Consider the following 13855-nt stretch of genomic DNA (forward strand, 5'->3'; position numbering starts at 1 on the left):
CGAACGCTGCCGTCAGGAAGTGCCGGCACTTCGCGAAGTGGATGGGCGTCAGGTATCCTGCCATCGTGCAGAGGAGGTGGGGGAATAGGGATGCCTGAAGCGACGGCGGCGCGTCGTTTTGCGCGCCGCCAACGTAGAGGCGGCCGTCGCGCCGCTTTGAAATGGCGTGCGTGGGTCCAGCGTTGGGGACGCACGGCGCGCGCCACGATGAGCGCGGCGCTCGCGCTCGCCGTGGCGCTCGGGCCTTCGCTCGACCGTCCGCTGCGGCTCGCCGCAATGCCGGGGGCGCCGGCCTCGCCCGCATTCATGCCTCGCGCGTTCGGCGCGGGCGCCGCCGCCAAGACGCCCGGCGCGAATCCCCCCGTGCCGACTCCGCGCCTGCCCGGTGCGCCGTCCGGCGGCGGGCTGCCCGGTTTTCATTCGCCGCCTGCCGTGCCGAGCTACGCCTCGGGCACGACCGCCGGCGGCCCGGTGCGCACGCAACCCGCGCGCATGCCGTTCTATGTCGCGACGCGCGGCACCACCACCCTCTATCTGCTCGGCACGCTGCATGTGGGCGATCCGGTCGATTACCCGCCCAACCAGCCGTTCCGGAAGTCGATCCTCGCGGCGCTCAACGCGTCGCCCACGCTTGCGCTCGAACTCTCGCCCGACGATCTGCTGGTCTCGCAGGACGACGTTTCGAAATATGGCGTGTGCCGGCGGCCATGCCTCGAACAGATGCTGCCCGAGCCGCTCTGGGCGAAGCTCGCGGCGCGCCTGCGCGGCAATCCCGAGGCGCTGGCCGAAATCCGCAAGATGAAGCCGTGGCTCGCCTCGCTGCTGGTGGAGACCTACGATTCGCTGAGCGCGGGCCTGCAAACCGAATACGGCACCGAGGCGCAGTTGCAGAACGTCTACCTGCGCCTGAAGGGGCGGCGCATCGTGGGACTCGAAACGCTCGGCGAACAGATGCGCGCCTTCACGAATCTGAACCTCGCGCAGCAGCGCGAGATGCTGGCGCAGGATCTCGCGCAAACGCCCGCGCAGAATCTCGCCGATGTGCAAACGCTCCTGCGTCTATGGCGCGTGGGCGACGCCGATGCGATCGCCGCCTGGGAAAACGCCCGCACCGAAAAGCTCGCGCACGACCCGCGCGCGGCGGCTTCGGTCGACAACCGCATCGTCTACGAGCGCAACCGGCGTTTCGTCGCGCGCATGCAGCAGTACGCCGGGCCGAACAAGCCGCTGTTCGTGGCGATCGGCTCGCTGCATCTGGGCGGGCGCAAGGGCGTGCTGCAACTGCTGCGTCAGCGGGGGTTTACGGTCGATCCGGGTTAAGCACGGCGCTGGATATCAGAAAAATTCGAAAGTGACGTCGAGCTTGACGCAGCCCCGTGGTGTGCGCGCGGCGCATCCGTGCTTTAGTCGGAATGCGATATCGGCTCGCGCGGTGGGCTTCTACGATGGGACTTTCCTCTGCATTCTTGCCGCCCCATCATGCCTGATTCACCGATCGCCAAGCCCGACGCACCCGTCGTCAGCGTCATCACGCCCACATGGCAGCGCGAAGCCATGCTGCCGTTCGCCTATCGCTCGTTCGCGCACCAGGACGTAGGTCCGTGCGAATGGATCGTGATCGACGACAGCGCCGCGCCCAGCCCCTTCATGACGAGCCTGCGCGACCCGCGCGTGGTCTACCGGCACGTATCGCGGCGCATGAGCATCGGCGAGAAGCGCAATCTCGCGGCGGATCTCGCGCGCGCCGACATCATCGCCCACTTCGACGACGACGAGTTCTACGCGCCGGACTATCTGCGCGCGATGCTCGACCCGATGAAGGCGGCCAGCGCCGACATGATCAAGCTCAGCGCCTTCTTCCTGTATAGCCGCGTGTACGGCAAGTTCGCGTGGTGGGACACGCTGCGCAAGAGCGGGCTGCATTTCCGCTGGGGCCCGCAGCCGATGACGGCGCTCAACTTTCCCGCCGAGCACGCGGCCTTCGCCGACAACCATCTGGGCTACGGCTTCAGCTATGTCTATACGAAGCGTTTGTGGGCGGCGGGGCCGTTCGAGCCGTCATCGTTCAACGAGGACGGCGCGTTCGCGCTGGCGGCGCTCGCGCGCAAGGCGAATCTGATGCTGCTCGCCGACGATGTCGGCCTGTGCGTGCATGTGCTCCATGCGTACAACACGTCGCTGAGCTTTCCGCAGTACATCCTGCCGGACGCGCTGGTGGCGCGGCATTTCCCGCGCTTCACCGAGGCGATGCGGGAACTGCCGGCAATCGCGCGTGCGCGTCCTTGACGTACCGCAAGGCGTTCAAGCCTCGCCCACACCCGCCGCGCGCACGCCGATGCCCGCTTCGTCGAGCGCCGCGCGGATGCGCCGCGCGAACGCCAGCGCGTGCGGCCCGTCGCCGTGCAGGCAGATGGTCTGCGCGTTGAGCGGCACCCACGCGCCATCGACGGCCTGCACGCGTTGCTCGCGGATCATCGCGAGCGTGCGCGCCAGCACGGTGTCCTCGTCGTCGAGCAGGGCGCCCGGCTCGCTGCGCGGCACGAGCGAGCCATCGGCGCGATAGCCGCGATCGGCGAACACTTCCTCGATCGCGACGAGTCCCGCTTCGCGCGCGGCGCTCACGAGCCCGCTGCCCGCGAGCGCGAACACCGTCACCGACGGATCGAAGTCATGCACGGCGCAGACGATCGCGTCGGCGATCTTCGCGTCGCGCGCGGCCTGGTTGTAGAGCGCGCCATGCGGTTTCACGTGCGCGATGCGCCCGCCCTCGGCCTGCGCGATCGCCGACAGCGCGCCCAGTTGATAGAGCACGCCCGCGTAGATTTCCTCGGCGGGCAGGTCCATCTCCTTGCGGCCGAAGTTCTCGGGATCGTTGAAGCTCGGGTGCGCGCCGATCGACACGCCTTTGCCGACGGCCCAGCGCACGCATTCGCGCATCGCGTTGGCGCCGCCCGCGTGCCAGCCGCACGCGATGTTGGCCGAGCTGACAAGGTCGAGGAGCGCCTCGTCGGAGCCGCAGCCTTCGCCGAGATCGGCGTTCAGATCGATGATGGTCATGATGGTTCTCTCCGTATTGCCTGACGCCCGCCCAACCGCGCGGTCTTGGGGAGCGCTTGATGCGTGTTGCGCCGCGTGGTTGCCCACCTTGTTAATGCGGTTTACGGCCTCGCGCGGCGCCCCGTTAGCGTGAGCGCGCGCGGCGCTCGTCCTGCATGGCGATCGCCGTCTCGATCTGGCGCAGATAGGCGCGCTCTTCCTGCAGCGCGTGGCGCGCGACCGTGGGCGTCGTCTCGACGAAGCGCACGCCCGCCGCGAGCCGCACCTGCGCGAGCTTCCAGAGATCCGCGCGAATCACGGCGCCGATCTTCGGATAGCCGCCGGTGGTCTGCGCATCGCTCATCAGCACGATGGGCTGGCCGCTCGGCGGCACCTGGATCGTGCCGGGCAGCACGGCGTGCGAGAGCAGGTCGGCGCTTGCCGGTCCCGGTTCGCGCGCGAGCGGCGTACCTTCGAGCCGGTAGCCCATGCGGTTGCTGTTGGGCGTGACGCGCCACTCGTCGGACCAGAAGGCGCGGTGGGCATCGGACGTGAAGTTGTCGTATTCGGGACCGCGCAACACGCGTACCGGCACGGCCCACAGCACGCCGTCGGCATGACGGCCGCGCCGGTGATGCGGCTCGTCCACATAGACGAAACCGCATTGCGACGGCGCCTTCACGCCGAATGCGGGGGCGCCGGGCGCCAGCGATGCGCGCTCGCCGCCCGGCGCGAACGACGCGCCCGTGGCGAGCCGGTCGCCGTCCTTGAGCGCGCGTCCCGCGAGGCCGCCGAAACCGGCCGCGAGATCAGTGCTGCGCGAGCCGAGCATCGGCAGGACGTCGATACCGCCCGCCACGCACACGTAAGCGCGCATGCCGCGCTTCGCGCCCGCGAGCACCAACTCCTCGCCCGCCGCGACCGGCAGGCTCCACCACGACCAGACCGGCTTGCCGCCGAGCGTCGCGCCGAAGTCGGTGCCGGTGATGGCCACCCGCGTGGCGCGCGCGAAGCGCAGCGCCACCGGGCCGAAGGTGATTTCGAGGCCGGCCGCGTCGGGGCGATTGCCCACGAGCCGGTTGCCCACTTCGAGCGCCAGGGTGTCGAGCGCGCCGCCGCCGGCGACGCCCAGATGCCGGTAGCCCGCGCGACCGAGATCCTGAACCGTGGTGAGCAGACCCGCACGCAATACTTCGATCATGCGCGGGTCTCCTCGCTGACGGTCTCGCCGATGTGCTCGATGACGAAGCGCACGCGGTCGCCCGGCATCAGCAGGGTGGGCGGATTGCGCGCGGGATCGAACAGGCTGAGCGCGGTGCGGCCGATCAGTTGCCAGCCGCCGGGCGAGCGGGCGGGATAGATGCCCGTCTGCGCGCCACCGATGCCGACCGATCCTGCCGGCACGGCCACGCGCGGCTCGCGCCGGCGCGGCGCGTGCAGCGCGGTGTCGAGTCCGCCCAGATAGGCGAAGCCCGGCTGGAAGCCGAGGAAGAACACCGTATAGACACCGGCGGCGTGGCGCGCGGCGACATCGGCGGGTGCGAGTCCCGTGTGGCGCGCGACGGCGCCCAGATCGGGACCGGCCTCGCCGCCGTAGCGCACGGGGATTTCGACTTCGCGGCCTTCGGCGATATCGGTGGTAGCGGCGGCATTGGCGGCATGGGGATTGAGAGCGTCGCCAACGTGCGCCTCGTGCCAGGCGGCTTCGAGCGCCTGGGCGAGGGCGGCGGCGTCCGCGCCGAGCGCATCGAAAGTGATCGTCAGGTTGTTCATACCGGGCACGGCTTCGCGCACGGCGTCCCAGCCGCGCGCGATCGCCGCGACGGCCCAGATACGGCGCTGCACGTCGAGCGTGGCCGGCGGCGGCGCTTCGCAGACGAGCGCCTCGTCGCCGAGCGGATAAATACGGGGAACAGGATTGCGCATGATGTCCGGAATCCGCTGCCAGGCGACGATGGACGATGCGCCGGTCCGGCAGGTGGATGGGGTCAAGTTACTTTCTCGACAAATTATCGACAATTTCTACGTAGGCGTTTGCCCCGGGGCGCAGCGCGATGCGGCGAGCAGGGAGCGCGGCTGTCAGCGCGAGCGCAGCCGCCCCGCGAGATGCGCGCCGGCCTCGGTGACCACGGCGTCGAGCGGCAGATCATGCGCTTCCGGTTCGAGCACGCCGTCGTCGATGCGGCAGGCTTCATATGCGATGCCGACCGTGAGCGGCGGCTGCGCGGCGGGCCACGCGGCGAGCGTGCGGTCGTAATAGCCGCCGCCATAGCCAAGCCGATAACCCTCGCGATCGAAGCCCACGCACGGCACCAGCAACAGATCGGGCAGAGCCGCGTCTTGTGCGTCCTGCGCGGCCGGTTCGGGGATGCCGTGATGGCCTTCGCGCATCGCCGCGCCTGGCGTCCAGCAATAGAACTGCAAGGGTGCGTGACGTTCGGCGACGACGGGCAAGGCGGCGCGCCGCGACGCATCGGCGGCGAGCCACGCGGCGATCCATCCGCGCGCGTCGAACTCGCCCGGCAAGGGCCAGTAAAAGCCGATCGAGCGGGGGGCGAGATCAGACGCGAGATGCGCGATGAGCGCATCGAGATTCGCCGTCAGCGCGGCATTCGCAATTCCGTCGGAAGAGGCCGCCAGACGGGCTTCGCGAAGCTGTAAACGCCACGTCTTTTTGGCTTGAGCCAAGGGGTTGCGTGCTATGCTTGGGTTCACCTCGCGCTCCAGAAATAACGATGTCCAAACGCCTTGTCCGAGTATATCGCGTGGTCGGTCTCGCACTGACCGCCGCGGCGCTCGTCGCGTGCAGCACGGCCGATGCCGTGCGCCCCGTCGCTCTGCCAGTAGGAGCGACGCTCACGCCCGACGACCAGACTTTCATCCAGCTTCGCGAAGCCGCGCGCAACAACGATGCGGGACGCGCCGCGCAACTCGCCGCGTCGATTCCGGATTACCCGGCGCCGTCCTATCTGGAGTATTTCCAGCTCAAGCCGCAACTGTTCGACTCGCAGGGCCATGCACGCGTGGACGCGCCCGACGCGCCGGTGCTGTCGTTCCTGTCGCGTCACGACGGCGAGGCCATCGCCGACCGTCTGCGCAACGACTATCTGCTGGTGCTGGGCGCGCGTCACGACTGGGCGAATTTCGACAAACAGTACGCGCGCTTCGTGCTCAACGACGACACGCAGGTGAAGTGCTACGCGCTGGAGTCGCGCGCGGCGCGTAACGACAATGTCGCCGACGATGCACGCGCGCTGCTCACCGAACCGCGCTATTACGGCGACGGCTGCGTCGACCTGATCACGGCGCTCGCCATCAAGAACCAGTTCACCGGCAACGACGTCTGGCAGCAGATCCGCCTCGCGTACGAGCAGAACCAGACCTCGACGGGCGCGAAGCTGCTCGACGCGCTCGCGCAACGCCCGGACCCCGCGGCGTTCAGCCAGGCCGTCAGCACGCCGCCGCTCACGCTCGCGCGCGGCGTCGGCGCGGACGATCAATCGCATCAGCTCGCGCTGCTCGCCGTCACGGTGATGGCGCGCAGCGACCCGGCCATGACGGCGTCCACCTTCGCGGCGGTCGCGCCTTCGCTCACGTCGCCGGAACGCGCGATCGGCTGGGGCACGATCGGTTATCAGGCGGCGCAAAAGCGCATGCCGGGCGCACTCGACTGGTATCGCCTGTCGGCCAATGCGCCGCTCTCGTACCCGGCTTACGAATGGCGCACGCGCGCCGCGTTGCTCGGCGGCGACTGGACCATGGTGCGCTGGTCGATCGAACAGATGCCGGCCGCGTTGCGCGCACAGCCGTCGTGGGTCTACTGGCACGCGCGCGCGCTCAAGCAGGCGGGCGAAACGGGCCAGGCGAGCCAGGAATTCGCGTCGATCTCGCAGGGCTATAACTTCTACGGCCAGCTCGCCACCGAAGAACTCGGCCAGAAGATCACGATTCCGCCGAAAACCACGGTCAGCGACGCCGACATCGCCCAGGTCGCGCAGATGCCGGGCTTTGCGCTCGCGCAGCGTTTCTACGCGCTCAATCTGCGCCTCGAAGGCAACCGCGAATGGAACTGGCCGCTGCGCGGCATGAGCGACCGTCAACTGCTGGCCACGGCCGAGTATGCGAAGCGCATCCAGTTGCTCGACCGCACCGTCAACACGGCTGACCGCACGGTGAGCGAGCACGACTTCTCGCTGCGCTATATCGCGCCGTTCCGCGACGTGGTGGAGCGCGACGCGCAAACCAACGGTCTGGACGTCGAATGGGCCTATGGACTGATTCGCCAGGAGTCGCGCTTCATCCTCAACGCAAAGTCGGGCGTGGGCGCGAGCGGCCTGATGCAGATCATGCCGGCGACGGCGCAGATGGTGGCGAAGAAGATTGGCCTCGGCCCGCTCTCGCGCGACCAGCTCAACGATCTCGACACCAACATCCTGCTGGGAACGAACTATTTGTCGATGATCTACAATCAGTTCGACGGCTCCGCCGTGCTCGCCACGGCCGGTTACAACGCCGGGCCTGGACGCCCGCGCGCCTGGCGCTCCACCCTGCAGGGCGGCGTCGAGGGAGCCATCTTCGCGGAAACCATTCCGTTCCAGGAAACCCGCGATTACGTGAAAAACGTGTTGTCGAACACGGTCTACTACGCGGCACTGTTCGAAGGCCGTCCGCAATCGCTCAAGGCGCGTCTCGGCTATATCTCGCCATAAGCCGACTTGACGCCGTGCGGCGCGCTCCGTGAAACCGGCGGGGCGCACCGCGCGAGCCACCGGACCTGCTCGTGAACTGGGCGCCGCGTCGCCCCGCTCACGAGGAGGTCGGAGATGCGACATCAAGCCATCGCGGTCATCGGCGGTTCGGGATTCATCGGCAGCCACCTCGTCAACGCGCTCGTGGAGGCCGGCAAGGAGGTCCGCGTCGCCACCCGGCGGCGCGCCGCGGCCAGCCATCTCACGCTGCTCCCCATCGATGTGATCGAAACCGACGTGACCGATCCGGTCGCGCTCGCCAGTTTCGTGGAAGGCACCGACGCCGTCATCAACCTGATCGGCACGCTTAACGGCGGCCACGGCGACCCGTATGGCGCGGGCTTTGCCAGGCTGCACGTCGAACTCCCCACGAAGATCGTCGCGGCCTGCGAGGGCAAGGGCGTGCATCGCCTCATCCACATGAGCGCGCTGGGCGCGGACCCGCGCGGGCCGAGCATGTATCTGCGCTCGAAGGGCGATGGCGAGAAAGCCGTGCACGCGGCGACGGCGCTGGCCACCACGATCCTGCGGCCGTCCGTGGTGTTCGGCCCCGAGGACAACTTTCTGAACCGCTTCGCCGTGCTGCAAAAGCTCTTTCCGATGATCCCGCTGGGTATGCCGGATGCGAAGTTTCAGCCGGTCTACGTGGGCGACGTGTCAAAGGCGATCGTCAATGTGCTCGATCTCGACGCCGCGAGCGGGCACACTTACGAACTCGGCGGCCCGACGGTCTACACGCTGGAGCAACTGGTGCAGTACTGCGGCGAAGTCATCGGCCGCCATGCGCGGATCGTGCGGCTGCCCAATGCGTTCGCGCGGCTCCAGGCGTTTTCATTCGAGCTGGCGCCTGGCGAGCCGGTGCTCACGCGCGACAATCTCGATTCGATGAAAGTCGATAGCGTGCTCACCGGGCCGCTCGCGCCGGAGCTGGGGATTGAGCCGGCCAGCATCGAAACGATCGCGCCGCTGTATCTCGCCGATGCCTCGCTGCGCTCGCGCCTGAACATTTTCCGCGCGAGCGCGGGGCGCTAGGCGTCCTCATTTCGTACTTTCAACCCATTACCGTCCAACGTTCCTTATGAAGCTCGTCATTGGAGACAAGAACTATTCGTCGTGGTCGATGCGCCCGTGGCTGCTGCTGACGCATTTCGGCATTCCCTTCGAGGAGGTGATGATCGAACTCGACCGGCCCGGCACGAAGGACGCGATCCTGTCGTTTTCGGCCTCGGGCAAGGTGCCGTGCCTCGTCAGCGACGATGGCGCGGCGGTGTGGGATTCGCTAGCCATCGCCGAAACGTTGGCCGAGCGCTTCCCGCAGCACGCCATGTGGCCGCGCGAGCCGAACGCGCGCGCCCAGGCGCGCAGCGTGAGCGCCGAAATGCACTCGGGTTTCGCCGAACTGCGCACGCGTATGCCGATGGCGATCCGCACCTCGAAGCCCGGCACGGGCGCCACACCCGGCGCGCTCGCCGACGTCGCGCGTATCGATGCGCTCTGGAATGCCTGCCTCGACGTGAGCGGCGGCCCGTTTCTATTCGGCGAGTTCGGCATTGCCGACGCGATGTACGCGCCGGTCGTGATGCGTTTCAACAGCTACGCGCCGCCGCTTTCGCCGAAGGCCGCCGCCTACGCCGCGCGCGTGACGGCGCTGCCCGCCGTGGCCGCATGGATCGAGGCTGCGCGCAAGGAAACGCATCGCATCGGGCACGACGAACCCGACGCGTCCAGCGACCACGCCGCATGAAGATCTATGTCGTAGGCGGCGCGATCCGCGATGAAATGCTCGGCCTGCCGGTGCGCGACCGCGATTACGTCGTGGTGGGCGCCACGCCCGAACAGATGGCGGCGCAGGGTTATCGTCCGGTGGGCAAGGACTTTCCGGTCTTTCTGCATCCCGAGACCCAGGAGGAATACGCGCTCGCGCGCACCGAGCGCAAGACCGCCGCGGGCTATCACGGCTTCCAGTTCTTCTACGCGCCCGATGTCACGCTCGAAGAGGATCTGGCGCGGCGCGATCTCACGATCAACGCGATGGCGCGCGAGATCCAGCCTGGCGGCGTGCTGACCGGGCCGGTGGTCGATCCGTTCGGCGGCGCGAACGATCTGAAGGCGCGCGTGTTCCGCCACGTGAGCGATGCGTTTCTCGAAGATCCGGTGCGCATTCTGCGGGTGGCGCGTTTCGCCGCGCGTTTCGCCGATTTCACCGTTGCGCCCGAAACCATGGCGCTCATGCGCGCAATGGTGGCATCGGGCGAAGCCGATGCGCTCGTGCCCGAACGCGTCTGGCAGGAAGTCTCGCGCGGGCTGATGGAAGCGAAGCCTTCGCGCATGTTCGAGGTATTGCGCGAATGCGGCGCGCTCGCGCGCGTGATGCCCGAAGTCGATAGTCTCTTCGGCGTGCCGCAGCGCGCGGACTATCACCCGGAAGTCGATACCGGCATTCACGTGATGATGGTGATCGACCATGCGGCGGCGCAGGGCTATACGCTGCCGGTGCGTTTCGCCGCGCTCACGCACGACCTGGGCAAGGCGACCACGCCCGAGGACGTGCTGCCGCGCCACATCGGCCACGAAGGCCGCAGCGTCGATCTGCTCAAGCCGCTGTGCGACCGCTTGCGCGTGCCCAACGAATGCCGCGATCTCGCGCTGCTGGTCGCGCGCGAGCATGGCAACGTGCATCGCGTGATGGACATGGGCGCCCCGGCGCTCGTGCGTATGCTCGAACGCAGCGACGCGCTGCGCAAGCCCGCGCGCTTCGCCGAAGCCTTGCAGGCCTGCGAATCCGATCTGCGCGGACGCCTGAACTGGGAGAACGCGCCTTATCCGCAGGCCGAACGGCTGCGCGTCGCGCTGGTGGCCGCGCGCGCGGTGGACGCGGGCGCGATCGCGCGCACGGTGACCGAAGCCAGCGCCGATAAAAACGTCGCGGAGAAAATCAAGGAAGCGGTGCACCGCGCACGCGTGGAATCGGTGGAAGCGGCGTTGGCTGCGCAAAGCTGAAAGCGCGTTATCCAGCGCGAAAAGCGTTCAGAGCACGCGCACGATAAACGACAACGCCATCGACAACACGAGCGTCGACATGAACGGCAGCGGGTACTCGCGGCCAAACAGGCGCAGCGTGACGTCGCCGGGCAGGCGGCCGATGCCGAGCTTGCGCAACCACGGCTGCGCGCCCGACAGGATCGCGACGGCGATGAAGGTGGTGATGAACCAGCGGATCATGGGCGCGCGTTCCGGGCGGGGTGGCTCAAAGTGTCGTTCAGAGCGTGTGGCTGCGGTCGCCGCGCGCAAAAGCGGCAATCGTCGAATCGATGCCGCGCGAGAACGCGATCACCTTGAACAACTCGCCCATTTCCGCTTCGGAAACGAGCTTTTGCACTGCGTTCGCGGCCGGCATGAAGCGCACGACATCGCGCGGATCGATTTCGCCGAGGACTTCGGTGATGCCCGCGTTCATCAGGAAGCGCGCCTGCGAGGTGTAGCCGAGCAGATCCGCGCCGGTCTCGACGCCCGCCTGGGCGATGCCGCTGAATTCGACGTGCGCCGTGATGTCCTGCAAGCCAGGGTAGAGAAACGGATCGTCGTGCGCGCGGTGGCGGTAGTGGCACATCAGTGTGCCCTGCACGCGCTGCGGGTGGTAGTACTCGCTCTCCGGAAAACCGTAGTCGATGAAGAACGCCGCGCCGCGCGTGAGCATCGCGCAAACGGTGCGCGTGAAGGCGAGCGCGGCTTCGTGCGTTTCCGCCACATAGTCGTCGCTGCCGTCGATGGCGGCGAGCACGCTGCCCGGCACGCTCTGCGCCCAGTCGGCGTCGCGCCCGCTCATGGCCGGACGGTCGGAGAACACGAAGCCGCCGGCGTCGCCCACGGCCACACCGCGCTCGTGCCACACCGCATCCTTGCGCGCGAACAGACGCACCGGCATCGCGTCGAGCACCTCGTTGCCGATCACCACGCCTTCGAAGCGCTCGGGCAAGGCATCGAGCCATTGCACGCGCTCAAGCAGATGCGGCGCGCGCTGCGCGATGGTTTCGCGCTGACGTTCGCGCAGTTCGCCCGAGAGATCGACGATCGAATACGCGTCGAACGGCACACCCAGCGCTTCGAGCGCGAGCATCACGCCCGCCGCGAGCCGGCCCGTGCCCGCGCCGAACTCCATCAGCGCGCGCGTGCCGCTCGCTGCGAGCGCTTCGCCCACGGCACGCGCGAGCGTGGCGGCGAACAGCGGCGACATCTCGGGCGCGGTCACGAAGTCGCTGCCGTCGTCGGCCAGCAGGCCGAACTTGCGCGAGCCGCCGCTGTAGTAGCCCAGGCCAGGCGCGTAGAGCGCACGCTCCATGTAGCGGTCAAATGGCAGCCAGCCGCCCGCTGCGGCGATCTCCGCGCGCAGGGTTGCGGCGAGCGCCTCGGACTGCGCGAGCGCGATCGGCTCGGGAACAGGTAAACTAGCGGGTTCGTGAGCTTTCGGATTCATCCCGGCATTGTAAATGAGCGCATCTTCCGGCATCGGCGCAGCGGATCGCGAGGTGAATACCCTCGCGCAAACGGGCAAATCGGCATCCGACCCCACGCGCGTCGTGCTGGTGACGGGCGGCGCGCGCCGTATCGGCCGGGCGTTGTCGGTGGGTTTCGCGGCGCGCGGCTGGGATGTCGCCGTGCACTATGGCGAATCGGCCGGCGAGGCCGAGGAAGTCGTCGCCGAAATCCGCGCGATGGGCCGCCGTGCAATCGCGCTGCACGCCGATCTGGCGAACGAGGCGCAGGTGGCGCGACTCGTGCCGGACTGCGTGGCGGCGCTGGGCCTGCCCGCGTGCGTGCTCAATAACGCTTCGCGCTTCGAGGAAGACACGGCGCGCGACGTCGGCTACGCGCGGCTTCAGCATCTGATGGCGATCAACGTCGGCGCGCCGCTCGTGCTGGCGCGCACGCTCTGGGAAGCGACGCCCGAAGCCGCCGTGGACGACGAGACGCTGCGCGCCTGCGTCATCAACGTGCTCGACCAGAAGCTGTACAACATGAATCCGGATTACCTGTCGTACACGCTGACCAAGGCCGCGTTGCAGAACGCGACCGTGGCGCTGGCCCAGGCGCTCGCGCCGAAGCTGCGCGTGGTGGGACTCGCGCCGGGCCTCACGCTGCAGTCGGGCGACCAGACGCAGGACGGCTTTGCCGCCGCGCATAAGGTAACGCCGCTTGGGCGTGCGTCGCGCCCCAACGATCTCGTCGAGGCCGCGCTGTATCTCGCGCAGGCTTCGGGCGTGACCGGCACGACGCTCGTTGTCGATGGCGGTCAGCATCTCGTGCCGCTGCCGCGCGACGTGATGTTTTTGACCGGCGGCGCAGCCGAAACATCGGCTGGCTGAGCAAAGAGGCGTTGATCGTGTGAGTTCACCACGAAACGCAACTAAATGAATTTACCGCCGCCCCTACCCAAGCGCACGCTTCGCGTGCGGCTGGGCCGGCAGGGGCGGGGGTGGCCGGTCTGACCGGCTCGAACGGATCATCGGAGTCTGGCGACATGCCGGGTCCGAGCGATCGCGCCGGCCCGAACGCCGCGCCAGGCGGGTGCGTAACTCGCGCCCACGCGCTTTGCAAGATCAACCGTATGACCCGCCGGGCGCCCGCGCCCGCGAGACGTGCCCAATACACGCACGCTTTTATCGACTGGAACGAACATGTCCGCTGTACTCCTGCATCCCCGGCTCGCCGACTGCCGCCGCCTTTTTCTGCGCAACTACGAAGTGCACATCAACATCGGCGTGCATGACTTCGAAAAACGCGGCGAACAACGCGTCGTGATCAACGTCGATCTGTACGTGCCGCTCGCCTCGACCACGCCGCGCGAAGACAAGCTGCGCGAAGTCGTCGACTACGACTACATGCGCGCGACCGTCGCGGCACGCATCGGCCAGGGCCACATCCACCTGCAGGAAACGCTCGTCGACGATCTGGCCAGCGCGCTGCTCGCGCACGAACAGGTGCGCGCGGTGCGCGTGTCGACCGAGAAGCCCGACGTCTATGCCGACTGCGACGCGGTGGGCGTCGAGGTCTTTCGCATCAAGGAGGACTGA

General features: G+C 68.1%; 14 protein-coding genes. 8 read left to right on the forward strand and 6 right to left on the reverse strand.

The genetic code is table 11. The features are described from left to right. Positions 1-90: 90 nt before the first annotated feature. Together B0G62_RS29665 and B0G62_RS29670 are read left to right on the forward strand one after the other, a co-directional pair. A complete protein-coding gene (locus B0G62_RS29665; RefSeq protein ID WP_103707737.1) occupies positions 91-1320 on the forward strand; it encodes a TraB/GumN family protein in 1230 nt (409 codons plus the stop codon). Positions 1321-1479: 159 nt separating this feature from the next. Continuing rightward, entirely contained in the window at positions 1480-2286 is an 807-nt protein-coding gene (locus tag B0G62_RS29670) for a glycosyltransferase family 2 protein (RefSeq protein WP_103707738.1), read from the forward strand. A gap of 15 nt (positions 2287-2301) precedes the next feature. On the opposite strand, the gene pxpA is transcribed toward B0G62_RS29670, so the two are convergent. The 4 genes from pxpA to B0G62_RS29690 all read right to left on the reverse strand — a co-directional run bounded on the left by pxpA (position 2302) and on the right by B0G62_RS29690 (position 5763). Beyond that, complete coding sequence (gene pxpA, locus B0G62_RS29675) at positions 2302-3057, reverse strand: 5-oxoprolinase subunit PxpA (protein WP_103707739.1); 756 nt, start codon at positions 3055-3057, stop codon at positions 2302-2304. Positions 3058-3181: 124 nt separating this feature from the next. Beyond that, the gene (locus tag B0G62_RS29680; protein ID WP_103707740.1) at positions 3182-4237 is read right to left on the reverse strand and encodes a 5-oxoprolinase subunit C family protein; all 1056 of its coding nucleotides are present in this window, start codon (positions 4235-4237) and stop codon (positions 3182-3184) included. Beyond that, positions 4234-4962, reverse strand: a complete 729-nt coding sequence (gene pxpB / locus B0G62_RS29685; protein ID WP_103707741.1) for a 5-oxoprolinase subunit PxpB — start codon at positions 4960-4962, stop codon at positions 4234-4236. The genes B0G62_RS29680 and pxpB overlap by 4 nt, the downstream gene beginning before the upstream one ends. Positions 4963-5115: 153 nt before the next feature. Beyond that, a complete protein-coding gene (locus B0G62_RS29690) occupies positions 5116-5763 on the reverse strand; it encodes a 5-formyltetrahydrofolate cyclo-ligase (RefSeq protein WP_103707778.1) in 648 nt (215 codons plus the stop codon). 8 nt (positions 5764-5771) lie between these two features. Here B0G62_RS29690 and B0G62_RS29695 point away from each other — a divergent pair, with 8 nt between their 5' ends. The 4 genes from B0G62_RS29695 (at position 5772) to B0G62_RS29710 (ending at position 10784) form a co-directional block, all read left to right on the forward strand. Then, positions 5772-7745: a lytic transglycosylase domain-containing protein gene (locus B0G62_RS29695; protein WP_103707742.1), complete on the forward strand. Its 1974-nt coding sequence runs from the start codon at positions 5772-5774 to the stop codon at positions 7743-7745. A gap of 114 nt (positions 7746-7859) precedes the next feature. After that, positions 7860-8816 (forward strand): complex I NDUFA9 subunit family protein, encoded by a 957-nt coding sequence (locus tag B0G62_RS29700; RefSeq protein ID WP_103707743.1) that lies wholly within the window; start codon positions 7860-7862, stop codon positions 8814-8816. Between the two features lie 46 nt (positions 8817-8862). Next, positions 8863-9528 (forward strand): glutathione S-transferase family protein, encoded by a 666-nt coding sequence (locus B0G62_RS29705; RefSeq protein WP_103707744.1) that lies wholly within the window; start codon positions 8863-8865, stop codon positions 9526-9528. Continuing rightward, positions 9525-10784 carry a multifunctional CCA addition/repair protein gene (locus B0G62_RS29710; protein WP_103707745.1) on the forward strand — a complete coding sequence of 420 codons (1260 nt, stop codon included), beginning with the start codon at positions 9525-9527 and terminating at the stop codon, positions 10782-10784. The genes B0G62_RS29705 and B0G62_RS29710 overlap by 4 nt, the downstream gene beginning before the upstream one ends. A 27-nt stretch (positions 10785-10811) precedes the next feature. Here B0G62_RS29710 and B0G62_RS29715 read toward each other — a convergent pair whose 3' ends face one another. Both B0G62_RS29715 and B0G62_RS29720 read right to left on the reverse strand, forming a co-directional pair. Next, positions 10812-11006, reverse strand: coding sequence for a DUF2905 domain-containing protein (locus B0G62_RS29715; protein ID WP_103707746.1), 195 nt, complete (start codon positions 11004-11006; stop codon positions 10812-10814). Positions 11007-11043: 37 nt separating this feature from the next. Further along, positions 11044-12258 (reverse strand): class I SAM-dependent methyltransferase, encoded by a 1215-nt coding sequence (locus tag B0G62_RS29720; protein ID WP_103707747.1) that lies wholly within the window; start codon positions 12256-12258, stop codon positions 11044-11046. A 13-nt stretch (positions 12259-12271) separates the two neighbouring features. On the opposite strand from B0G62_RS29720, the gene B0G62_RS29725 reads away from it, so the two are divergent. Next, entirely contained in the window at positions 12272-13147 is an 876-nt protein-coding gene (locus tag B0G62_RS29725; RefSeq protein ID WP_103707748.1) for an SDR family oxidoreductase, read from the forward strand. Between the two features lie 312 nt (positions 13148-13459). Then, on the forward strand, positions 13460-13855 hold the full coding sequence (locus B0G62_RS29730; RefSeq protein WP_103707749.1) for a dihydroneopterin aldolase: 396 nt from the start codon (positions 13460-13462) through the stop codon (positions 13853-13855).

This window comes from Paraburkholderia eburnea (genome assembly GCF_002917095.1).
GTDB lineage: Bacteria > Pseudomonadota > Gammaproteobacteria > Burkholderiales > Burkholderiaceae > Paraburkholderia > Paraburkholderia eburnea.